This is a genomic window from Streptomyces sp. RGM 3693, assembly GCF_050471125.1.
Lineage (GTDB): Bacteria > Actinomycetota > Actinomycetes > Streptomycetales > Streptomycetaceae > Streptomyces.
Genome location: NZ_JBMPPQ010000004.1, coordinates 55,478 through 77,600, shown reverse-complemented (window position 1 = coordinate 77,600; position 22,123 = coordinate 55,478). Strand labels below are relative to the sequence as shown.

Below are 22,123 nucleotides of genomic sequence, written 5' to 3'. Positions count from 1 at the left end.
TCAGCGGCCCACCGACCACATGGATGAACGAGGAACGGACTTCATGAACGAGCAGATCCCCACCGGCGACGAGCACGGTGCGCTTGGCGACGCCGAGTACGCGGAGTTCATGGAGCTCGCCGCGGAAGAGGGCTTCGACCTGGAGGATGTCGAGGGCGACATCGCCGCGGCCGGCCACGGCCCGCTCCCGGTGCTCGCCGTCATCGGCCGCCCCAATGTCGGCAAGTCGACCTTGGTGAACCGCATCATCGGCCGCCGCGAGGCAGTCGTCGAGGACCGGCCGGGCGTCACCCGCGACCGGGTCACCTACGAGGCCGACTGGAACGGCCGCCGCTTCAAGGTCGTCGACACCGGCGGCTGGGAACAGGACGTCCTCGGCATCGACGCGTCCGTCGCGATGCAGGCCGAGTTCGCCATCGAGGCCGCCGACGCGGTGGTCTTCGTGGTGGACGCCAAGGTCGGCGCCACCGACACCGACGAGGCCGTGGTCAAGCTGCTGCGCCGCGCCGGCAAGCCGGTCGTCCTGGTCGCCAACAAGGTCGACGGCCAGTCCGGCGAGGCCGACGCCGCCATGCTGTGGTCGCTGGGCCTCGGCGAGCCGCACCCGATCTCCGCGCTGCACGGCCGGGGCACCGGCGACATGCTCGACGCGGCGCTGGAAGCGCTCCCCGAGGCGCCCGCGCAGACCTTCGGCGGCACCGTCGGCGGTCCTCGCCGGATCGCCCTGATCGGCCGTCCGAACGTCGGCAAGTCGTCGCTGCTGAACAAGCTCGCCCGCGAGGAGCGGGTGGTCGTCAACGAGATCGCCGGCACCACCCGCGACCCGGTCGACGAGCTGATCGAACTGGGCGGCAAGACCTGGAAGTTCGTGGACACCGCCGGTATCCGCCGCCGGGTGCACCTCCAGGAGGGCGCCGACTACTACGCCTCGCTGCGCACCGCGGCGGCCGTGGAGAAGGCCGAGGTCGCGGTCGTCCTGATCGACGCGGGGGAGTCCATCAGCGTCCAGGACCAGCGGATCATCACGATGGCCGTGGAGGCCGGTCGGGCCCTGGTCATCGCCTACAACAAGTGGGACAACCTCGACGAGGAGCGCCGCTTCTACCTGGAGCGCGAGATCGAGCGGGACCTCGTCCAGATCCCCTGGGCGATGCGGGTCAACGTCTCCGCGCGCACCGGTCGCCACATGGACAAGCTCGTGCCGGCCATCGAGACCGCGCTGGCCGGTTGGGAGACCCGGATCCCCACCGGGCGGCTGAACGCCTTCCTCGGCGAGATCGTGTCCTCCCACCCGCACCCCATCCGCGGCGGCAAGCAGCCCCGGATCCTTTTCGGCACCCAGGCCGGCACCAAGCCGCCGCGCTTCGTGCTCTTCGCCTCGGGCTTCCTGGAGGCGGGCTACCGCCGCTTCGTCGAGCGTCGGCTGCGCGAGGAGTTCGGCTTCGAGGGGACGCCGATCCACATCTCGGTGCGGGTCCGCGAGAAGCGCGGCACCAAGAACAAGAAGAAGTAACCGCGGCCCGGTCCGCGGGCGGCTCCCCGCCCCGCCCGCGGCGGCCCGGCCCCGGTCAGCGGCCGCCGTGCGGCCGGGAGCCGTCCCGCTGCCCCGGTGGCAGGGCGGCCGGAAGCTGACCCCGCGGCCGGAACGGCTGCCGGCCCACCACCTCCCACTGCCCCGGCGACGTCGTGCCGCGGCCCCAATTGCCGCCGCGCAGCGCTTCCGGCACCTCCGGCTCGTCCGTCCGGTCCCCGGGCAGCGCCCGGAAGGCGCGGCGGTACTCGGCGTACAGCGCGTCGTAGATCGGCGTGGCCGAACCGCGGTCGACGCCGCGCGGCGTCCCGTGGTCACGAGCCGGACGCATGCCGGGGATGGGGTGGGGGAAGTGGGCGCGGGGGGAGGGGTCGTATGCGTGCACGTAGGTGCCAACGACCCCGATGCCGACGGGATGCGGCTTTCGGGGGGAAATGGCTGATCGCGGGTGCAATCACGCCCCGTTGGACGGTCATGCTCCCGCGATCGAGGGGCGGACGGTCAGGTTCCGGCCAGCGGCATCGCCGCGGCGACCAGCAGGCCCTTGGCGGCGGCCTGCTCCAGTGCCTGGCGCATCAGGTCCTCGCGCGGCTGGTGGCCGATGGTGCCCGAGGGGGCCGCGTACATCAGCACGGTCTTCTCCTTGTTGGCCGCGGTGCGCCAGCCGTCCGAGACGGCCAGCGGCTGGTGGGCCTGCCACCAGGCGGACTGGTTGCCGGTGGTGCCGGGCTGGAGCACGGCGTGCAGCTTGCCCATGGCCAGCAGCGCGGACCAGCCATCGATCGGGGCGGGGCGCTGGTTCATGTCCATCACCGGGGTGAAGCCGTGCTCCAGGAGGAGCGGCAGGAAGTCGTCGTCCAGGCTGGTCGAACCGGGGCGGGCGATCGGGCCGTTGGGCTCGACCACGAGGGCCGGGTGCAGCTCCTCCCTGATCAGCACCAGGCCGCAGGTGATGCCGAGGGTGGCCTGGCGGTCACTGGTCGGGATCGGGGCGGCCGGGGCGCTCGGGGTGCGGGCGGCGTCCTCGCCGGTGATGGAGCGCACGGCCCCGCGGAGCTGTTCCTCGGAGACCGGCACGACCTGCGAGGGGATGCAGGTGGCATGGGCGAACGCGAGCACCGCGGTCTCCTCGCCGACGAACAGGACGGTGCTGGTGCGCTCCTGCTCGCTGTTGCCGGGCGTCCGGCAGGACGTGCAGTCGTAGCTGCCGGGGGCGTCCTCTCCGGCCAGCAGCCGGTCGGCTTCTTCGTCGCCGATCTCGGCGCGAACGTCGTCGCTGACGTCGAGCATGCGCGGCACGGGTGGCTCCTCGATCTTCATGAGCGGCTGCCGGGCGGTCTCCCGGCTCGTACAAGGACAACGGGCGACCCCCGGCAGAGTCACGCGCGGACGCGAACAGAATCGAACCACGCGGCGCCTGGCGAAGAACCGGTGGAAAGCCGTCGTCCGGATGGTCACGCACTGCCAATTCCTGCGCAGAACCTGGCGCAGGTGGCCGCGTTGTGTACCCCGGACGGGGTGGGGTCGTCCCCTGGAAGGGCGCGGCGTGCCGGCGCCCGGCGACCCGCTGCCTACCGTCACCGGCTATGTCGGACATCTCTTCGGCGCCGCGACGCCGCGTGGAATCCGTCGGGCTGCTCATCGCGGCGGCCGCTGCCCTGGTCCTGTGCCTGTCCGGCGGCGCCGCCGCCGACGGGTCACCGGGCGGGGACGGCGGTGGGGAGGACGGCGGCCGGCCGTCCTCGTACGCCTGCGCCGACGACCAGTGGCCCTGGGGCTGCCTCGCCGAGTGCGAGAGCAGCGGCGACTGGCACATCAACACCGGCAACAGCTACTACGGGGGCCTGCAGTTCTGGCAGCCCACGTGGGAGGCGTACGGCGGCCTCAAGTACGCCAAGCGGGCCGACCTCGCCACCCGGGACGAGCAGATCGAGGTGGCGAAGCGGGTCCAGGCCGCCCAGGGGTGGGGCGCCTGGCCCGAGTGCGCCCGGCGTTACGGTCTGCTCGAAAGCAGCCGCACCCACGTCGTCCGGCATGACGACACCCTCGTCGGGATCGCACGCCGACACCGCGTCAAGGGCGGCTGGCGGGCGCTGTACGAGGCCAATCGGGAGGCCGTCGGCGAGTACCCGGACGAACTGCGGATCGGCATCCGGCTGAACCTGCGCTGACCGGCGGCCCGCGACCTGGGCGCGGTGTGCCCACCCCGGAAGAGTTCCCACCGCGCCATACCGATGCCCTAACTTTTTCGGCACGACTTGGCCAATACCCCCAACCCTGAAGGCCGTTTCGCGGTCTAACCTTTCAACAGCCGGAGACCGGGCGCCGCCAGGAGGGCGGCACCCGGACCGCGGGGGGACCAGGACGAGCGCGAGGGACCAGGGGACACGGGGACGGATGCACATCTCATTCCTGATTCACCACGCCTACGGCATCGGGGAGACGGTCCGGACGACCTTCGGCCTGGCGGACGCGCTGGCCGAACGGCATGACGTGGAGATCGTCTCCGTACTGCGGCACCGCGACGCCCCGGCGCTCGACCTCGGCCCCCGGGTCGCGCTGCGGCACCTGGTGGACCTCCGGGAGCACGGCCCGGCCGGCGACCGCACGGACCCGGCGCACACCCGGCCGGCCCGGGTCTTCCCGGCCGCCGAGCCGCGCTTCGGCCAGTACAGCGAGCTCACCGACCGCCGGATCGCCGACCACCTGCGCCGGACCGAGGCCGACGTGGTGGTCGGCACCCGGCCCGGCCTCACCGTGCACATCGCCCGGCAGACCCGCCGCGGGCCGCTCCGGGTCGGGCAGGAACCGCACTGCCTGGCCGCGCACAGCCGGGAGTTGCGACTGGCGCTGCGCGGCGCCTACCCGCGGCTGGACGCGCTGGTCACCGCCACCGAGGCGGACGCCCGCGCCCACCTGCGTCGGCTGCGGCTGCCCGGCGTCCGGGTCGCGGCGGTGCCCCGCGCGGTCCCCGCACCGCGGCTGGCACCCGCCGACGGCACCGGCCGGTGGGTGGTAGCGGCCGGTCGGCTCACCCGGGCCAAGCGCTACGACGTCCTCGTCCGGGCCTTCGCTGCGGTGGTCGCCGCACGCCCCGACTGGCGGCTGCGGATCTACGGTGGCGGGCCCGAGAAGCCCGCGCTGCGCGCCCTGATCGACGAACTGGGCCTGTACAACCACGTCTTCCTGATGGGCCCGGCCGGTCCCCTGGAGTCCGAGTGGGCCAAGGGCGCCCTCGCGGTGGACCCCGCCGGCCGGGAGCCCGCCGGCGCGGCCCTCGCCGAGGCGATGCGCTGCGGACTGCCCGTCGTCGCCACCGACTGCCCCTATGGGCCGGGCGAACTCGTCGAGGACGGGGTCACCGGCCGGCTGGTGCCCGCCGGGCACCCCGCGGCGCTGGCCACGGCGCTGCTGGAGCTGATCGACGACGCTGACGCCCGTACGCGGCTGGGTGCCGCCGCGCTCGCCGCGTCCGCCCGCTTCGACCCGGCCGCGGTTGCCGGACGGCACGCCGCGCTCTTCGGGGAGCTGCTCGCCCGGCGGCGCGGCAGCGGACTGCGCGGCTCCCTGCACCGTGCGCGGGGAGCTCTGATCGGCGGTGCGTACGCCACCAAGTACGCGGCCAAGCACACCGCCCGGGCCGCGGTGAGAGGGGTTCGGACGGTATGAACGCGTCGACGCAGTCACCCGCGACCGGGCCCGGAGCGGCCGAGCGCCCGCGGCGGACCGCCGCGACGGGAGGAGGGGCGCCGGTGCCCGTGGACCTGAAGGCCGACTGCATCGCGGACTCCGCGGGCGGCCTCACCTTCGATCTGAACGTCCCTCAGGGCACCGGCACCACCTGGAGCGCGGCCCTGGTGCTGCGGCTTCGGGCCGGCGCCGACGACCCGGGCACCACCGACGGCACCGACGACGACGAGGTGCGGCTGCCGCTCGGGCCCAACGGCCCCGGCCGGCTGCGCGCGGTCCTGCCCAGCACCGTCGCACTGGCCGAGGGCCGTTGGCACGCCTACGCCGATCTCGGCGACGGCGCCGACCCGCGCCGGCTGCTGCCCGGCGTCAACGACCTGCGGTCACTGGTGGACCGCCGGCCGCTGGCGGGCATCGGCCGGCTCGGGGTGCGCATCCCCTACGCCACCAAGCTGGGCAACCTCGCGCTGCGCAGCTGGTTGCGCGGGCCGCACGCCGAGGCCGGCGACATCTTCGTCGCCCCCGAGGGCATCACCGTCACCGGCCGCCTCTACGGGGCGAGTCCGGCGGCCGGCGCCCACGCGGAGGCCCGCGCCCGCCGCGCCGGCCTGCACCCGGTCGCCGTCCCCCTGACCGTCGACGGCCCGGACTTCCGCTTCACCCTCCCCCACGGGGAGTTGGCCGACCGCTGGCGGCAGGGCAGCGAGCCCTGGGACCTGTGGCTGTGCCCCGCCGCGGGCGTACCGCCGGTCCGGATCGCCCGGCTGCTGGACGACGTCCCGGAGAAGAAGCAGGTGTTCAGCTATCCGGCGCTGCCGGTGCCGGCGGCGGACCGGGAACTCCGGATCGGCCCGTATTACACGCTCGACAACGACCTGGCCGTACGGGTCACTGGTCCGGCCGGCCAGGAGTAGGGGCGCCGCGCGGCACCCGGATCCGGTGCGGCTCCGTCGGGGACGGGCTCAGGCCCTGGGCTTCCCGGACATCGGGATGCCGGTGGGTCGCTCGGTCATCTCCGGATGGTGCAGGTCGAAGGCCGGGGACTCGGAGCGGATCCGGGGCAGGGCGGCGAAGTTGTGGCGCGGCGGCGGGCAGGAGGTGGCCCACTCCAGGGAGCGGCCGAAGCCCCAGGGGTCGTCCACGGTGACCCGGGTTCCGTACTGCTGGGTCCGCCAGACGTTGTAGAGGAACGGCAGGGTGGAGGCGCCGAGGAGGAAGGCGCCGATGGTGGAGAGGGTGTTCAGCGCGGTGAAGCCGTCGGCGGCGAGGTAGTCGGCGTAGCGGCGCGGCATGCCCACCACGCCCAGCCAGTGCTGGACGAGGAAGGTGGTGTGGAAGCCCACGAAGAGCAGCCAGAAGTGGATCTTCCCCAGTCGCTCGTCGAGCATTTTGCCGGTGAACTTCGGCCACCAGAAGTAGAAGCCCGCGAAGGTCGCGAAGGTCACCGTGCCGAAGACCACGTAGTGGAAGTGGCCGACGACGAAGTAGCTGTCGGTGACGTGGAAGTCCAACGGTGGGGAGGCCAGGATGACGCCGGTGAGTCCGCCGAACAGGAAGCTCACCAGGAATCCCACCGACCACAGCATCGGGGTTTCGAACGACACCGAGCCGTGCCACATCGTCCCGATCCAGTTGAAGAACTTCACCCCGGTCGGCACCGCGATCAGGAACGACAGCAGCGAGAAGAACGGCAGCAGCACCGCCCCGGTCGCGAACATGTGGTGGGCCCAGACCATCGCCGACAGCGCCGTGATGGCCATCGTCGCGCCGATCAGCGTCACGTATCCGAAGATCGGTTTGCGGGAGAAGACCGGGATGATCTCGGTGATGATGCCGAAGAACGGCAGCGCGATGATGTAGACCTCGGGGTGGCCGAAGAACCAGAACAGGTGCTGCCACAGCAGTGCCCCGCCCCAGCGGGCGTCGAAGACCACCGCGCCGAACTTCCGGTCCGCCTCCAGCACCAGCAGGGCCGCGGCCAGCACCGGGAACGCCATCAGCACCAGGACCGAGGTGAACAGGACGTTCCAGGTGAACACCGACATCCGGAACATCGTCATGCCCGGTGCCCGCATGGCGATGATGGTGGCGATGAAATTGACCGCGCCGAGGATGGTGCCGAATCCGGAGAGCGCCAACCCCATGATCCACAGGTCGGTGCCGATGCCGGGCATCCGCACCATGGAGTTGAGCGGGGCGTACGCGGTCCACCCGTAGGAGGGGGCGCCCTCGGGGGTGAGGAGGCTGCTCAGCACCATCAGGCCGCCGAAGAGGTAGAACCAGTACGCGAGCATGTTCAGCCGCGGGAAGGCGACGTCGGGGGCGCCGATCTGGAGCGGCATGATCTCGTTGGCGAAGCCGGCGAAGGCTGGGGTGGCGAAGAGCAGCAGCATGATCGTGCCGTGCAGGGTCACCGCCTGGTTGAACCGGTCGGCGCTGATCAACTGGAGTCCGGGGCGGGCCAACTCGGCGCGCATCAGCAGCGCCAGCATCCCGGCCACGAGGAAGAACCCGAACGAGGTGATCAGGTAGAGGTGCCCGATCTTCTTGTGGTCGGTGGTCGACAGCCAGTCCGCCAGCACCGCCCCGCGACGTCGTGCCGGGCGCGGCCGGGCGTGCTCCCGGGAGATCTCGCTGACCATCGGCTCCACCTCGTTGGCGGGGGTGTATCGGTGCCCGGTCATGATGCTCGGGCGCGGGACGCAGAGCGAGGGGGCGCTCCGGTCCGTTCCGGTGGGATCCGCCCGGCGCGGTCGGGCACCCCGGGGTGATGTGCGGGAAATGTGTGTGGAATGTGTCTCGTTGGCCAATTCCACGACGGCCGGAAAAGGATGTCGGGTAAGGGGAATCCGGGGCGGTTGGACGATTAATTCCGGCAGGCTGTCCGGCCTTGTCCGAAGCGGCGGCACGTCCTTCCGCGTGTGATCAAGGGGGAATTCCGGCCGCTTTGTTTTCCACCCGGATGCGGGGGCGTACGGCGCGTAAGGGTGAGGGTGGTTCCGGCAATCGCAGGAGCGTTCGTCGTAACAGAAGTGTGACCAATGGGGGACCGTCGAGTCACGGGGATGTGCGAGGGGCGGCCCTTCCGCGCGCCGTCGCGGGCGCCTACGGTGGCTGCCATGGCACCGAACCTTCCCGGCGACACACCGGACATCCAGGACGACCCCGAGGCGTACGTGGGCCTCCCCCAGGAGGCCGCGGAGGAGCGGGCCCGGGACCGGGGCTGGGCCACCGTCAGAGCGCTCCCGCCGGGCGCGATGATCACCATGGACTACCTCGTCGGCCGGATCAATTTCGAGGTCAAGGACGGCGCGGTGGCGCGCAGCTGGGTGGGCTGACGGGCCGCCGGCCCGGCTCTTCCGACCGGCACGACGAAAGGCCCCGGCCGCTCCAGGTGGAGCGGCCGGGGCCTTCGTACGGGGCGGAGGAGGTGCGTACCGGACCCGCCGCCGTGGTCCGTCAGCCGGTGCCGTTGCGAGGGCGGCCGGTGGGCGGGCCGAACGGTGCGGTACCGCGCGCGACGCGGTCCGCGTGCGGCGGCCGGCGGCTGCCCGTCGGGGTGACCGGGGTGCGCTCAGCGCGGGAGGTGTGCGGGCGCGGCGGGTGGTGCGGCCAGCCCTCCGGGGCGTGGGCGGTGCGACCGCCGGCGGCGGCGCCGACCGCCTCGCGGACCAGGACCTCCCCGTCGGGGGCGATCCGCTGCCGGGAGACCTCGGAGGTCAGTGCGCCGGCCGGCAGTGGGCCGCGCAGCGAATTGGGCCGCAGCCGCAGCCAGAGCCGCAGCAGGATGCCCATGAGCCGGTCCTCGACCCAGATGATGCCGGGCTCCAGCCACGGCATCGCCAGCAGCACCAGCAGGCCCGCGGCCCAGCCCAGCAGGACGTCGCTGACCCAGTGGGTACCGAGGTAGACGGTGGTCATTCCGACGCCCAGCGCGCCCAGCGCGGCGATCACCGACAGGGTGCGGCGGCGCAGCGGGGTGGTCGCCAGGTAGGCCAGCACGCCCCAGGTGACGACGGCGTTGGCGGTGTGGCCGGAGGGGAATATGTCGCCGCCGAGCCACATCTCGTTGGAGCCGACCACCGTCGCGTAGTGCGGGCCGAGGCGGCCCATCCCGAGCTTGGCGGCGCCGACGGTGATGTTCAGCAGCAGCAGCGAGGCGCCGAGCACCAGCAGCGGGTGGAGGTTGCGCTGCCGCCAGCAGCGCCAGCCCAGCCAGGCCGCCACCGCCACCGCGGTCGGGCCGCGCTGCCCCAGCACGACGAAGTAGTCGAGGAAGGCGTGGATCTCCGGCCACTGCTTGTACGGCCGGAAGAGCATCAGCTGCCAGTCGAGGGTGACCAGGGAGGTGTCGGCCAGCACCCCGGCGACGATCGCCGCGTACACCGCCAGCGTGCCCCAGAACAGCCACAGGCGGGTCCGGGTCATGCGCGGCGGTCTGACGCGATCGGTCGGGAGGTGCTCCTCCATCTGGTCGAGCTTGTCATCGGTACGCACTCAAACGACGTTACCGCGTGTGATGTATGCACTTGGTCAAACCGTGCGCTTTGTAATGACGATGTGATGTGGAATGGGTCTCAATCCGGGCCGGGTTCCCAGGATTTCGAAGAGAATTTCCCGGGTACTGGATTCTGTTCCAGCCATCCGCGTGTCGCCGGCATAGGTGCTTATCTGTTTTTCGCCGGCGGAGTTTATCCGTCATTCGCACGGGTGTCGTGGCGCGTTTTCCTTGGGGCGGACATTACGGAGCGGGATCTTCCGGTCACGGCGGGCCCGAGCCGTTCAGCCAGAACGCGCCGTAGACCGCCGAGCCGACCGCCACGACTCCGATGACCAGCCACGACCGCAGCGGGCGCCATCTGGCCAGCCCCGCCGCGAGCGGCAGCAGCAGCGGGAAGGCGGGCATCATCAGGCGCGGCTTCGACCCGAAGTAGCCCTTGGCGGTGAGCGCGATCAGCAGCACCGTCCCGCCGTAGACCGCCAGGGGCAGCGGCTGGCCCTGGCGCACGCCGTGCACGTACAGCCAGATGACCAGTGCGACGCCGATCAACAGGCCGAGGCCGGCGGCGAACGCGGGCCCGGTGAGCTGGTGCCAGATAAAGGTGCCGAAGGCGATCCCGCCGTCGAAGCCGTTGTGCCAACCGGCCTGGACGTCCAGGTAGCCGGTGAGCGATCCGCGCCGGGCGCTGACCCACAGGACGTATCCGCACCAGCCGAGCGGTGCCAGCAGGACGCCGAGCAGCATCCGCCGGTGCCGGCCGTGGAGGAAGGCGCGCGGCCGGACCCCGCCGGCCCGCTCGTTCGCCACCGTCACCGCCGCGGCGATCCACACCGCGGCGACCACCGCGGCGCCCACCGGTCGGGTCAGTCCGGCCAGCGACGCCAGGACGCCGGCCCACACCCAGCGTCCGGTGAGCACGCAGTAGACGCCCCACCCCGCAAGGGCGGTGAACAGCGACTCCGAGTACGCCATCGACTGGACGATGCCGACCGGCAGCGCGGCCCACAGTGCGGCCAGCAGCACCCCGGCCCGCGGGCCGTGCAGCCGCTCCCCGGTGGCGTACAGCGCCCAGGCCGCGGCGAGCGACGTCAACCAGGCCACCGCCATCCCGGCGTCCGCGGCGGAGAGCGGGGTGAGTGCCGACAGGCCCCGCTCCAGCCCCGGCAGCAGCGGGAAGAACGCGAGGTTGGAGTGGACGTCGCCGTTGGCCAGGTGGACGGTGTAGCCGTAGCCCTGCTCGGCGACCCGGGTGTACCAGAGGGAGTCCCAGCGGGCGGTCAGCAGGGTGTGCCAGTCCTTGCCGTTGGCGGCCGACCAGACCATGAGGACGACCAGCCCCCACAGGCGGATCGCCGCGTACGCCGCCAGGCCGGGGACGGCGCGGCGCAGCGCGGCACGGACGGCGGGCGGACACAGGGTCCGGCCGGGTGCGGCGGTCGAGGCAAGATCGTTCACCCAGTCGATTATCCAGGTGGCGGGGGCGCGGCCGTCCCAGACGGCCGCGGGAACGTCAGGGCTGCGACGAGCGTCTCACCGTGAGGTGGGCCACGCGGGCCCCGGTGGGACTCGCGTAGTCTGACGACTCAACTCGCCCGTGCCGCCGGTTCCGCCGGTGCGTCGTCGCGCCCTGGACCGCGGCCGCGAGCGCAGCACGGCGAGCGCATGACAGGAGGTACTGGATGTCAGGGACGACCGCGTCCGGCAGGGGGCGGACGGGTGGTATTCCCCGGCACACAGGCGGTGGCGTGAACCGCTGGACCGTGCTGACCGTGCTCTGCGTCAGCCTGCTCTTCGTCGCGCTGGACACCACCATCCTCTACGTGGCGGTGCCCTCCATCACCGAGGATCTGCGGCCCGGGCCGGTCGAGTTGCTGTGGATCGTCGACATCTACCCGCTGATCGCGGCCTCGCTGTTGATCCTCTTCGGCACGCTCGGCGACCGCGTCGGCCGCCGCCGCGTCCTGCTGCTCGGCTACGGGCTCTTCGCGCTGGCCTCGGCCGCCGCCGCGCTCGCGCCCAATCCGCAGACCCTGATGGCGGCCCGGGCGCTGCTCGGCATCGGCGGCGCCATGATCATGCCCGCCACGCTGTCGATCCTGCGCCAGGTCTTCCCCGACCGGCGGGAGCGGGCGGTGGCCATCGGCGTGTGGAGCGCGGTGGCCGCGGTCGGTGCCGCGGTCGGTCCGGTGCTCGGTGGCTTCCTGGTCGAGAACTTCTGGTGGGGCTCGGTCTTCCTGATCAACATCCCGATGATGGCGGCGATGTTCCTGATAGGGCGCTGGCTGCTGCCGGAGTCGCGGGGCGAGCACAACGGGCCCTGGGACCTGGTGGGCGCGGTCATCGCGGCGCTGGGTGTGCTGGGCATCGTCTTCGGGGTCAAGCGGCTGGGCAGCGGCGCCCCGGTGGTCGGGGTGAGCACGCTGCTGCCGATCGTGGTCGGCACCGCGCTGCTGATCCTCTTCGTCCGTCGGCAGGGTCGTCGCACCCACCCGTTGATCGACGTGCGGCTGTTCGCCCGGCCGGCGTTCGGCACCTCCATCGGTTGCATCGTGCTCGCCATGCTCGCCCTCGTCGGACTGCAACTGATCGCCGTCCAGTACCTCCAGTTGGTGCTGGGGCTGAGCCCGTTGGCGACCGGGCTGCGGATGCTGCCGCTGGTGTTCTCCGCGATGGCCGCCGGACTCACCGGTTCCAAGCTGTTGCAGGCCCTCGGCCCGCGGGTGATGGTCGTCGGCGGCTTCGCCCTCACCGCGATCGCGGTGGTCTCGCTGACCGCGTTGGGCAGCGAGAACCACTTCTGGCAGCTGTCCCTCGGCTTCGTGCTGCTCGGCTTCGGCTTCCAGTCCACGCTGTTCGGGGCGTACGAGTCGATGCTCAGCGAGGCGCCGGCCGCGCAGGCCGGCGGTGCGGCGGCGCTCGGCGAGACCGCCTACCAATTGGGCGCCGGGATCGGGGTGGCGCTGCTCGGCAGCGTGATGAACGCCGCCTACGCGCCGGGCCTGAACCGCGTCTCCGGGGTCTCCGACCGGGCCTCCCACTCGGCCTCGCACTCGCTCGGCGAGGCGTACAAGGTCGCCGCCGGCCTCGGGGAGCATGCCCGGCAGGCGCTCCGGGTGGCCGCCCGGGACGCCTTCATCCACGGTTTGCGGGTCACCCTCGTCGCCAGCGCGGTGCTGCTGCTGGTCGGTGCGGGGATCGCGCTGCGGCTGCCGCGCCGGGCCGCGGAGTCCGCGGAGCGGGCCGATGCCGAGGCCGCTGCCGAGGAGGGCGCTGTGGCCGCTGTCGAGGGCGGTGCTGTGGCCGCCGCTGAGGAGGGCCCGGTGGCCGCCGGGTGCGAGGGGGCGCCGGCCTCCGCGAGCACCGGCCGCTGATCCAGGGCGGGTTCAAAGGTCCGCCGCCCGGCGGGGGACCCTTGCCCGGGCGGTGCCGGGGACCGTACCGTCGGACGCGCGTAACTACCACTGCTAGTTTTTCGCGCGAGCGCTGAATCCGCCGGAGGACCCGCCATGCCCGCAACGCCGTCCCCGCTCCCGCCCTTCGACCCCGATGACCCCCTGGGCCTCGACGACCTGCTCACCGACGAGGACCGCGCGGTCCGCGCCACCGTCCGCCAGTGGGCCGCTGACCGGGTCCTGCCGCACGTCGCCGACTGGTACGAGCGCGGCGAGCTCCCCGGTATCCACGAACTCGCCCGGGAACTGGGCGCGCTCGGCGCCCTGGGCATGTCCCTGACCGGATACGGCTGTGCCGGCGCCTCGCACGTCCAGTACGGACTCGCCTGCCTGGAACTGGAGGCCGCCGACTCCGGCATCCGCTCGCTGGTCTCCGTCCAGGGCTCGCTGGCCATGTACGCGATCTGGCGCTTCGGTTCGGAGGAGCAGAAGCAGCAGTGGCTGCCGCGGATGGCCTCCGGTGAGGTCATCGGCTGCTTCGGACTGACCGAGCCGGACCACGGCTCCGACCCGGCGGGCATGCGGACGTACGCCAAGCGGGACGGTTCCGACTGGGTGCTGACCGGGCGCAAGATGTGGATCACCAACGGGTCGGTGGCCGGCGTCGCGGTGGTCTGGGCCCGCACGGACGACGGCGTCCGCGGCTTCGTCGTCCCCACCGACCGCCCCGGCTTCGCCGCCCCCGAGATCAAGCACAAGTGGTCGCTGCGTGCCTCGGTCACCAGCGAACTGGTCCTGGACGAGGTGCGGCTGCCCGCCGACGCGGTGCTGCCGGAGGCCCGGGGGCTGGGTGCCCCGCTGCGGTGCCTGGGACAGGCTCGCTACGGGATCGTCTGGGGCTCGATGGGGGCGGCGCGGGCCTGCTTCGAGGCGGCGCTCGACTACGCGCGGACCCGCGAGCAGTTCGGCCGGCCCATCGGCGGCTTCCAGCTCACCCAGGCCAAACTGGCCGACATGGCACTGGAGCTCCACAAGGGGTTGCTGCTCGCGCACCACCTGGGGCGGCGGTTCGACACCCGCACCCTGCTGCCGGAGCAGATCAGCTTCGGCAAGCTCAACAACGTCCGCGAGGCGATCGACATCTGCCGCACCGCCCGGACCATTCTCGGCGCCAACGGGATCTCGCTCGAATACCCCGTCATGCGGCACGCCACCAATTTGGAGTCGGTGCTGACCTACGAGGGCACCGCGGAGATGCACCAGTTGGTGCTGGGCAAGGCGCTCACCGGACTGGATGCCTTCCGGTGAGCGGTCGGCTCACCTCTGATGGTCGCGCTCCCCGGGGGACGCGGTAATCGACTGCGGTTGCGCCGCGGGCCGGCCCCCGGTCGCAAGGGGTGCCCGCGGCCCCTCAACTCTGGTTGAAGAAGCCGCCGTTGCGTGGGCCGCGGGTCTCGCCGGTGACGACCTTGTAGTCGGCGGGGGTGAGCAGGAACACCCGGGTGGCGACCCGCTCGATGGAGCCGCGCAGGCCGAAGGTGAGGCCGGCGGCGAAGTCCACCACCCGCTTGGCGTCGGCGGACTCCATGGCCGTCAGGTTGACGATCACCGGGACGCCGTCCCGGAAGAGTTCGCCGATGCCGCGCGCGTCGCGGAAGGAGGCCGGGGTGATCGTGGCGATGCGGGTGCCCTGGTGCTGGGCGGCCTCGTCGGTCACCCGGACCCGGGGGTCGGTCACCCAGGGGTTGGCACCCGAGTCGGCGGACTCGGGTCCCTCGGCGTAGTCATCGTCGTAGTAGCGCTCGTCATCGTTGTCGTCGACGAGGCCCAGCCAGGCGCTCGCCTTGCGTACCGATCCCATTGACGCCTCCTCTCACCCGCGGCGTGTGCGTTCCGTTCGCCCTATCGTCGTCCATGAGGGCGAGGGTGTGCCAAGCGGATAGCGGCCGCACGGGGGGTTCGTGACATATCTGGTGCAAAGAGGGTGGTGCGCCGTCAGCTCGCGTGCCCTGACGGTGAACTGACAGTACGAAAGGCATCACGGTCGGTACCCGTATCGGTGATATCGACAAGTTGACGGCGTCGAAGGGATTCGACTGCGAAGTAGGTTCGGGCGTGAGACCAGGGCATATGTCCGGGGTCTGGGCAACCCTGCGCGATATGGCCCGATCATCGGGTGACTGGCCCAACGGAGTGTCGTTGACACCGGAACAGAAAAACCTCTGTTCCTCTACATTCACTCCGAAAGATCAGCACGTGACTACACCCATCACGGAGGAGCGCATCCCGCGCCTCCGCAAGGCGTTCACGGCGACGGTCGTGGCGCCCCGCACCATCCGCGCCAAGCTCATCCGCATCCTCGCGGTGGCCCTGGTGATACTCCTGGCGCTCCTGGGCCTCTCCGCCGCCCGACAGCTCGGCGACTACGAGAACGCCAGCACCACCGCGGCCGACGCCCACCTCTCCGACGCGCTCCAGGGCTTCATCCACGAGCACCAGAAGGAGCGCGGCCTGACCACCGGCTACGTGGGCGGGCGGGCTCGGAGGTCCCCCGGCTGCCGGCCGGGGGAGGGCCGCCCGCCCCCTTGGGTGTCCGTGGCCGGGGCGGCGGACCGCCGGATCAGCGGATCTCCGGCGGGCTGATCCGGGAGGTCGTCAGGGCCGAGGGGCCGGTGCCCCACTTCTTCAGGATCCGGTCGTACGTCCCGTCCTTCTTCAGTCGGTTGACCGCGGCCTGGAAGGCGGGGGCCAGCGGTGTCCCCTTCTTGAAGGCGAAACCGACGTCCAGGCGCTTGAACTCGTTGAGGAAGCGCAGCCCCGGCTGCTGTGTGACGGCGTAGCGCAGCCCGTTGATGGTGCTCATCACCACGTCACTGCGGCCCTGTTGGAGCGAGATCCACAGGGCGCCCTGGTCGGCGTAGGTCTTGACGTCGTAGGGCCGCTTCCCGGCGTCCTTGCACAGGTGCGCCTTCTCCTCCAGCGTGGTCTCGAAGGTGGTGCCGGCGCCGGTGGCCACCGTCAGGCCGCACAGCTGGGTCAGAGCGGTGATCTTCTTCAGCGGGCTGTCCCGGCGGGCCGCGAAGCCCTGGCCGTCGTTGATGTAGGTGACGAAGTCGAGGGTCTTGCGGCGTTCGTCGGTGACGCCGAAGTTGCCGGTGCCCACGTCGTACTTGCCGCTGCCCAGCGCCGGCAGGATCGCCTCGAAGCTGGCCACCTCCCGGGTGAGTCTGAGGCCGAGCACCTTGCCGACCGCGTCCGCGAAGTCGATGTCCTGGCCGGCCAAGGTCTTGCCGTCGGGAAGGTAGGTGGCGCCGGGTGGGGTGCCGACGCTGCTGGCCAGGGCGAGGGTGCCGCGGGCGCGGACGTCGGCGGGCAGCAGCCCGGCGGCGGCCGGGTCCTTCCGTACGGCGGAGACCACGTCGGTGGTGGGGACCTCGGCGTTCGCGGCCGGTCCGGCGTCCTGGGCGCCGGAGGCCGTGCCGTCCGCGCCGCAGCCGGTGACCGCCAGGGCCGCGGTGACCAGGAGCGCGGCGGTGCGCAGCGCGGTGCGGGTGGTACGGGTGGTGGTCATGGGCGCGGGATCTCCAGGTGCTTCTCGAACGGCAGCGGGCCGATCGACTCCGGGTCGGCGGTCAGGTCGAACAGGGGGCGGTAACCCGCCGCGAGGTAGAGGTGTTTGGCCTCCGGCTGGCGGGGGCCGGTGGTGAGGTGGATCCGGGTGTAGCCGCGGCCGGCGGCGTGCTGCTCCAGGGCGGTCAGGACGCGGCGGGCCAGCCCGCGGCGTCGGTGCGCGTGGTGCGTCCAGATCCGTTTGAGCTCGGCGGTGTCCGGGGCGTAGCGGCGGTAGGCGCCGCCGGCGATCGGGCTGCCGTCCTCCAGGAGCAGCAGGAACGCGCCCCCGGGCGGGGCGAATTCCGCGGCCGGGTACTCCTGGTCGAGGTCGACGGGCCGGCCGTACCGGGTGGTGTATTCGTGGGTCAGCTCGTCCAACAGGGGGCGGGCGAGCGGGTCGGTGACGGTGGTGTGATGGATCGTCAGGCGGCCCGCACGGGGCGGCCGTGGCGCGGCGGTCATCGGGGCGCCTCCGTGGTCAGTGGCGGCGCTCGACGGCGTACGAGCGTGCCGGATGAACAAAGGGGGGCGAAGACGGGAGAAAGGGTAGAGCGAGGGAGGGGTGCGCCGGGAGGCGGCGCGGGTGTGAAGGCGCGCGGCGGGAAGGAAGGAGAACCGCGGAATCGGCCCGGCCTGGAGCGGCGGGCCTCAGGGGCAGGGGGTCAGCTCAACAGGAAGACGACCACACGCGACCGAAGTCGATGTGGTCCCGGGTGACCAGCCGCTGCCATGGATGCATGCGGCTAAGTGGAACAGGCATCCGTTTCCGCGTCAACCGTGAAGTGATCCATCGCTCAGAGTGCGGCCGGCGGGCCGGACGCCCTTGACAGCAAGCCGTGTTGACCCCATAGCCTCAAGGGCCGGTCGTGCTGAGGGGCGCGGCCCGTTTCTGCCTGTGTGAAGGCGCTCGACTCCCGTGATCGATCTGACGCGTATCCACGGAGCCTTCGCATGCCTTCCGACACCCTCGACGCCCCTGCCGTGGCCGCTGCGCCACCGGCCGAGCCGGCGCCGCCCGCCCCGCGCATCGTGCCGCGCCGCCGCTTCGGCCAGTGGACGGCCGCCGCCGTCCTCCTCGTCCTGCTGGTACTGGCCCTCACCTCCGTCGTCCGCAACCGCGCCTTCCAATGGGACGTGGTCGCCGACTACTTCCTGACCTCCGCCGTGCTGCGCGGTCTGGGCCTGACGCTCTGGCTGACCGTCGTGGTGATGGTGCTGGGCTTCGCGCTGGGCACCCTGCTCGCGGTCCTGCGGCTGTCCGGCAACCCCGTGCTGCGCGGCATCGGTTGGGGCTACGTCTGGCTGTTCCGGTCGATGCCGATCCTGGTGCAGCTGTTGTTCTGGTTCAACATCGGGGCGCTGTACCCGGTCATCCTCGGCGTCAAGACCGTCAATCTGCTCTCGCCGGTCGCCGTCGCGGTCATCGGGCTGACCCTGCACGAGGCCGCGTACGCCGCCGAGGTGGTCCGCGGCGGCATCCTCTCCGTCGACAAGGGCCAGTTGGAGGCCGCCCAGGCGCTGGGCCTGGGGGCCGGGCGGCGGTTGCGCCGGATCGTGCTGCCGCAGGCGATGCGGTCGATCGTGCCGCCGGCCGGGAACATGCTGATCGGCACCCTCAAGGGCACCTCCATCGTCAGCGTCATCGCCGTCCAGGACCTGCTCTACTCGGTCCAGTTGGTCTACCACCGCACCTACCAGGTCATCCCGCTGCTGCTGGTGGCGACCCTCTGGTACGTCCTGGTCACCTCGGTCCTCAGCGTCGGCCAGCACGTCATCGAGCGGCATTACGCCCGCGGGACGGCCGGTGCCCGGTGAGCCCGGCCGCGCGGAACCAGGTCCGGCCGTCCGTGGTCATCGTGGGCGCCGGCCCGCGGGGCACCGGAGTGCTGGAGCGGATCGCCGCCAACGCCCCCGAGCTGTACGGCGACGCGCCCCTCGACCTGCACCTGGTCGATCCGCATCCGCCCGGCGGCGGCCGGATCTGGCGCCGTGCGCAGTCCCCGCTGCTGTGGATGAACTCCATGGCCGAGGACGTCACCATGTTCACCGACGAGACCGTCGAGCAGGCCGGTCCGGTGCGGCCCGGTCCCTCGCTCGCCGAGTGGGCCCGCGCGGTGCGGGACGGGCGTCTTACCGCCCCGTCCGGCCTCGCCGGCGACGTGGCGGCGCTGGGTCCGACGGACTTCGCCGGGCGGCGGCTGCAGAGCGGCTACCTCCGCTGGGTCTACGAGGACGCGGTGGCCGCGCTGCCGCCCCGGGTCACCGTGCATGAGCACCGGGGGACCGCGCTGCGGGTCTCCGGGACGCGCGAGGGGCGGCAGCAGGTGTGGTTGGCGGGCCGCGCCGCACCGCTGCCGGCGGACCTGGTGGTGCTGACGTTGGGTCACCTGGAATCCCAAATGGGCCATGAAGAAAGGGAGTTGACGGACTTCGCGGACCGGCGCGGGCTGACGTATCTGGCGCCGGCGTTCACCGCCGACAGTGACCTGAGCGCGCTGCGGCCCGGCGAACCGGTCCTGGTGCGCGGCTTCGGGCTGGCCTTCGTCGACCTGATGGTGCTGCTGACCGAGGGGCGCGGCGGGACGTACACCACCGGCGACGACGGGGAGCTGACCTACCACCCCTCCGGCCGGGAACCGGTGCTGCACGTCGGGTCCCGGCGCGGCGTCCCCTACCACTCCAAGATCGGCTACCCGCCGTCCGGCGCACGGCCGCCGCTGCCGCGGTTCTTCGGCCCGGCCGAGGTCGACGCGCTGCTCGCCCGGCCCGGGGGGATCGACTTCCCGCGCGACGTCCGGCCGCTGATCGACAAGGAGTTGGGCTTCGCCCACTACCACCGGCTGTTCACCGCGCACGCCGCGCGCACCCGGATGGCATGGCCGGACTTCGAGGAGAAGTACGCCGCCGCCGACCCCGGCAGCGCCGCCCTCCAGGCCCTGGTCTCCGCCGCCGTCCCCGACCCGGCCGACCGGCTCGACCTGGAGGCGCTGGACCACCCGTTGGACGGGATCCGCTACGCCGACGGCGCGGCCCTCCAGGCGGGGCTGCGCGGCTACATCGAGGCCGACCTGGCCCGCCGCCACGACCCCGGGCACAGCCCCGACCTGGCGGTCTTCCTCGCGCTGCTGTCGGTCTACGGTCAGCTGATCCGGCTCGGCGACCACGGGCCCTGGTGGCACGGCTTCTTCAGCTTCCTCGCCTCCGGGCCGCCCGGGCCCCGGCTGCGGCAGCTGCTGGCGCTCTCCCGGGCCGGGGTGGTGCGCTTCCTGGGCGCGGGGCTCACCGTCACCGCCGACGAGGCCCGCGGGGTGTTCCGGGCCGGGTCCACCAGCCTGCCGGGGGAGTGGACCGAGGTCCGGGCCCTGGTGGAGGCGCGACTGCCGGAACCGACCGTGGCCCGCACCCGGGACCGGCTGCTCGCCGCGCTGCACGCCGACGGCGCCCGCGCCACGGCCGGCGGCCTGCTGGCCGTCGACCCCGCCGACGGCCGGGTCCTGGACCGGGCCGGCCGCCCGCACCCGCGCCGGTTCGCCCTCGGCCCGTACACCGACGCCCGCGGCAGCGGCGCCTTCACCCGTCCCCGTACCAACGCGCCCGCCTTCCGGCAGAACGACGCGACCGCGCGGGCGCTGCTCACCTTCCTCCGCGACCGCACCGCCCCACCGGTACCGGTCCCCGCACTCACCCCGAGGACTGACGATGCCGCTGACCAGTGATTCCGCCGTCACCCGTGAGCCCCCCGCCGGATCCGCCGCGGCCGGCCGCCCCGTCCCGCAGCGCGCCGGGCCACCGGAGGCGGACGACCCGGCGGCGCTGAAGATCGTCCCGGTGCGCCACCCCTGGCGCTGGGCGGGGGTCGCGGTGACCGCGGTGCTGCTCGTCCAGTTCGCGCACGGCCTGATCACCAACCCGGCATGGCAGTGGGGGGTGTTCGCGCGGTTCTTCGCCAACGGAACGATCCTGAAGGCGGTCTGGGTCACCCTCCAACTGACCGTCTACGGCACCGCCCTCGGCTTCGCGCTGGGCTTGGTGCTGGCCATGATGCGGCTGTCCGCCAGCCCGTTCCTGCGCTGGGTGGCGTTCGGCTACATCTGGGCGTTCCGCTCCATCCCGCTCATCGTCCAGCTGCTGTTCTGGTTCAACCTCGCCTACCTCTACAAGCGGCTGGACTTCGGGATCCCGTTCGGCCCCGGCTTCTTCCACTTCGACACCATGGGACTGGTCGGCGCGATGGGCGCGGCGGTCCTCGGGCTGGCGCTGCACCAGGCCGCCTACGCCGCCGAGATCGTCCGGGCCGGCGTACAGGCCGTGGACGCCGGCCAGTTGGAGGCCGCCGCCGCGCTCGGGCTGCCCCGGCTGCGCCGACTCCGCCGGATCGTGCTGCCGCAGGCGATGCGCTCGATCCTGCCGAACGCCACCAACGAGGTGATCTCGCTCTTCAAGGGCACCTCGATCGTCTCGGTGATGGCGATCGGCGAACTCTTCTACCAGGTCCAGGTCATCTACGGACGGAACGGCCAGGTGGTGCCCCTGCTGATGGTCGCCACCGCCTGGTACATCCTCCTCACCACCGTGCTCTCCGTCCTTCAGCACTACGTCGAACGTCACTACGCCAAGGGGGTCGCGCGATGAGCGCCATGGTGGAAATCCGGTCCGTCCACAAGAGTTTCGGCGCCACCGAGGTGCTGCGCGGCATCGATCTGGAGGTCGCGGCCGGCGAGGTGACGGTGGTGCTCGGGCCGTCCGGTTCGGGCAAGTCGACGCTGTTGCGCACCATCAACCACCTGGAGAAGGTCGACAGCGGCTGGATCAGCGTCGACGGGGCGCTGGTGGGCTATCGGAGGTCCGGCGACCGGCTGTACGAGCTGCGGGAACGGGAGGTCCTCAAACAGCGCACCGGCATCGGCTTCGTCTTCCAGAACTTCAACCTCTTCCCGCACCTGACGGTGCTGGAGAACCTCGTCGAGGCCCCGATCGCCGTACAACGCCGCCCGCGCAAGGAAGCCGAGGCCGCCGCCCGCCGCCTGCTCACCCGGGTCGGCCTGACGGAGAAGGCGGACGCCTACCCCAAACAGCTCTCCGGCGGCCAACAGCAGCGGGTCGCCATCGCCCGGGCGCTGGCCCTGGAGCCCACCCTGCTGCTCTTCGACGAACCGACCTCGGCGCTCGACCCCGAGCTGGTCGGCGAAGTCCTCGACGTCATCCGGGACTTGGCGCACCAGGGCACCACCATGATCGTCGTCACCCATGAGATCGGCTTCGCCCGCGAGGTCGCCGACACCGTCGTCTTCATGGACGGCGGGCGGATCGTCGAGCAGGGCCCGCCCGGGCAGGTGCTCGACCACCCGCGCCACGAGCGGACCCGGTCCTTCCTCTCCAAGGTGCTCTGACCGTGCC

Annotated in this window: 20 protein-coding genes; 12 read left to right on the top strand and 8 right to left on the bottom strand. The window is 72.1% G+C overall.

The features are described 5' to 3' along the window. Window positions 1-43 precede the first annotated feature (43 nt). A complete protein-coding gene (gene der / locus ACO0M4_RS36500) occupies window positions 44-1,513 on the top strand; it encodes a ribosome biogenesis GTPase Der (RefSeq protein ID WP_430375447.1) in 1,470 nt (489 codons plus the stop codon). A gap of 55 nt (window positions 1,514-1,568) precedes the next feature. On the opposite strand, the gene ACO0M4_RS36495 is transcribed toward der, so the two are convergent. Next, the gene (locus tag ACO0M4_RS36495; protein ID WP_430375445.1) at window positions 1,569-1,862 is read right to left on the bottom strand and encodes a hypothetical protein; all 294 of its coding nucleotides are present in this window, start codon (window positions 1,860-1,862) and stop codon (window positions 1,569-1,571) included. A gap of 170 nt (window positions 1,863-2,032) precedes the next feature. Then, entirely contained in the window at window positions 2,033-2,830 is a 798-nt protein-coding gene (locus ACO0M4_RS36490) for a hypothetical protein (protein ID WP_430375444.1), read from the bottom strand. A 287-nt stretch (window positions 2,831-3,117) separates the two neighbouring features. Between ACO0M4_RS36490 and ACO0M4_RS36485 the strand changes: the two genes are divergently transcribed. From ACO0M4_RS36485 to ACO0M4_RS36475, 3 genes are all read left to right on the top strand, one after another. Continuing rightward, on the top strand, window positions 3,118-3,702 hold the full coding sequence (locus ACO0M4_RS36485) for a transglycosylase family protein (RefSeq protein WP_430375443.1): 585 nt from the start codon (window positions 3,118-3,120) through the stop codon (window positions 3,700-3,702). 226 nt (window positions 3,703-3,928) lie between these two features. Next, window positions 3,929-5,200 (top strand): glycosyltransferase, encoded by a 1,272-nt coding sequence (locus tag ACO0M4_RS36480; RefSeq protein ID WP_430375442.1) that lies wholly within the window; start codon window positions 3,929-3,931, stop codon window positions 5,198-5,200. A gap of 83 nt (window positions 5,201-5,283) precedes the next feature. Further along, complete coding sequence (locus ACO0M4_RS36475) at window positions 5,284-6,135, top strand: hypothetical protein (RefSeq protein ID WP_430375441.1); 852 nt, start codon at window positions 5,284-5,286, stop codon at window positions 6,133-6,135. A gap of 48 nt (window positions 6,136-6,183) precedes the next feature. Here the strand turns inward: ACO0M4_RS36475 and ctaD are convergent, their stop codons facing one another. Further along, window positions 6,184-7,863: an aa3-type cytochrome oxidase subunit I gene (gene ctaD / locus ACO0M4_RS36470; RefSeq protein ID WP_430376019.1), complete on the bottom strand. Its 1,680-nt coding sequence runs from the start codon at window positions 7,861-7,863 to the stop codon at window positions 6,184-6,186. A 477-nt stretch (window positions 7,864-8,340) separates the two neighbouring features. On the opposite strand from ctaD, the gene ACO0M4_RS36465 reads away from it, so the two are divergent. Continuing rightward, window positions 8,341-8,559 carry an I78 family peptidase inhibitor gene (locus tag ACO0M4_RS36465; RefSeq protein WP_430375440.1) on the top strand — a complete coding sequence of 73 codons (219 nt, stop codon included), beginning with the start codon at window positions 8,341-8,343 and terminating at the stop codon, window positions 8,557-8,559. Between the two features lie 121 nt (window positions 8,560-8,680). Here the strand turns inward: ACO0M4_RS36465 and ACO0M4_RS36460 are convergent, their stop codons facing one another. Then, a complete protein-coding gene (locus ACO0M4_RS36460) occupies window positions 8,681-9,718 on the bottom strand; it encodes a phosphatase PAP2 family protein (protein ID WP_430375439.1) in 1,038 nt (345 codons plus the stop codon). Window positions 9,719-9,983: 265 nt separating this feature from the next. Continuing rightward, window positions 9,984-11,177, bottom strand: coding sequence for a hypothetical protein (locus ACO0M4_RS36455; protein WP_430375438.1), 1,194 nt, complete (start codon window positions 11,175-11,177; stop codon window positions 9,984-9,986). 224 nt (window positions 11,178-11,401) lie between these two features. On the opposite strand from ACO0M4_RS36455, the gene ACO0M4_RS36450 reads away from it, so the two are divergent. Beyond that, a complete protein-coding gene (locus tag ACO0M4_RS36450; protein ID WP_430375437.1) occupies window positions 11,402-13,093 on the top strand; it encodes an MFS transporter in 1,692 nt (563 codons plus the stop codon). A 135-nt stretch (window positions 13,094-13,228) separates the two neighbouring features. Then, window positions 13,229-14,422, top strand: a complete 1,194-nt coding sequence (locus ACO0M4_RS36445) for an acyl-CoA dehydrogenase family protein (RefSeq protein WP_430375436.1) — start codon at window positions 13,229-13,231, stop codon at window positions 14,420-14,422. Between the two features lie 103 nt (window positions 14,423-14,525). Here the strand turns inward: ACO0M4_RS36445 and ACO0M4_RS36440 are convergent, their stop codons facing one another. Then, the gene (locus ACO0M4_RS36440) at window positions 14,526-14,975 is read right to left on the bottom strand and encodes a cell division protein SepF (RefSeq protein WP_430375435.1); all 450 of its coding nucleotides are present in this window, start codon (window positions 14,973-14,975) and stop codon (window positions 14,526-14,528) included. 395 nt (window positions 14,976-15,370) lie between these two features. Between ACO0M4_RS36440 and ACO0M4_RS36435 the strand changes: the two genes are divergently transcribed. Next, complete coding sequence (locus ACO0M4_RS36435; protein WP_430375434.1) at window positions 15,371-15,757, top strand: hypothetical protein; 387 nt, start codon at window positions 15,371-15,373, stop codon at window positions 15,755-15,757. Here ACO0M4_RS36435 and ACO0M4_RS36430 read toward each other — a convergent pair. Together ACO0M4_RS36430 and ACO0M4_RS36425 are read right to left on the bottom strand one after the other, a co-directional pair. Beyond that, window positions 15,735-16,685, bottom strand: coding sequence for an ABC transporter substrate-binding protein (locus ACO0M4_RS36430; RefSeq protein ID WP_430375433.1), 951 nt, complete (start codon window positions 16,683-16,685; stop codon window positions 15,735-15,737). The two genes, ACO0M4_RS36435 and ACO0M4_RS36430, sit on opposite strands and share 23 nt — an antisense overlap. Next, window positions 16,682-17,188 (bottom strand): GNAT family N-acetyltransferase, encoded by a 507-nt coding sequence (locus ACO0M4_RS36425; protein WP_390019223.1) that lies wholly within the window; start codon window positions 17,186-17,188, stop codon window positions 16,682-16,684. The genes ACO0M4_RS36430 and ACO0M4_RS36425 overlap by 4 nt, the downstream gene beginning before the upstream one ends. Before the next feature lie 489 nt (window positions 17,189-17,677). On the opposite strand from ACO0M4_RS36425, the gene ACO0M4_RS36420 reads away from it, so the two are divergent. The 4 genes from ACO0M4_RS36420 to ACO0M4_RS36405 are packed head-to-tail and all read left to right on the top strand — an operon-like array spanning window position 17,678 to window position 22,116. Continuing rightward, window positions 17,678-18,541, top strand: a complete 864-nt coding sequence (locus ACO0M4_RS36420; RefSeq protein WP_430375432.1) for an amino acid ABC transporter permease — start codon at window positions 17,678-17,680, stop codon at window positions 18,539-18,541. Beyond that, entirely contained in the window at window positions 18,538-20,442 is a 1,905-nt protein-coding gene (locus ACO0M4_RS36415) for an FAD/NAD(P)-binding protein (protein ID WP_430375431.1), read from the top strand. The genes ACO0M4_RS36420 and ACO0M4_RS36415 overlap by 4 nt, the downstream gene beginning before the upstream one ends. Beyond that, a complete protein-coding gene (locus tag ACO0M4_RS36410; RefSeq protein ID WP_430375430.1) occupies window positions 20,426-21,358 on the top strand; it encodes an amino acid ABC transporter permease in 933 nt (310 codons plus the stop codon). Before ACO0M4_RS36415 ends, ACO0M4_RS36410 begins: the two co-directional genes overlap by 17 nt. After that, window positions 21,355-22,116 carry an amino acid ABC transporter ATP-binding protein gene (locus ACO0M4_RS36405; RefSeq protein WP_430375429.1) on the top strand — a complete coding sequence of 254 codons (762 nt, stop codon included), beginning with the start codon at window positions 21,355-21,357 and terminating at the stop codon, window positions 22,114-22,116. The genes ACO0M4_RS36410 and ACO0M4_RS36405 overlap by 4 nt, the downstream gene beginning before the upstream one ends. Window positions 22,117-22,123 lie beyond the last annotated feature (7 nt).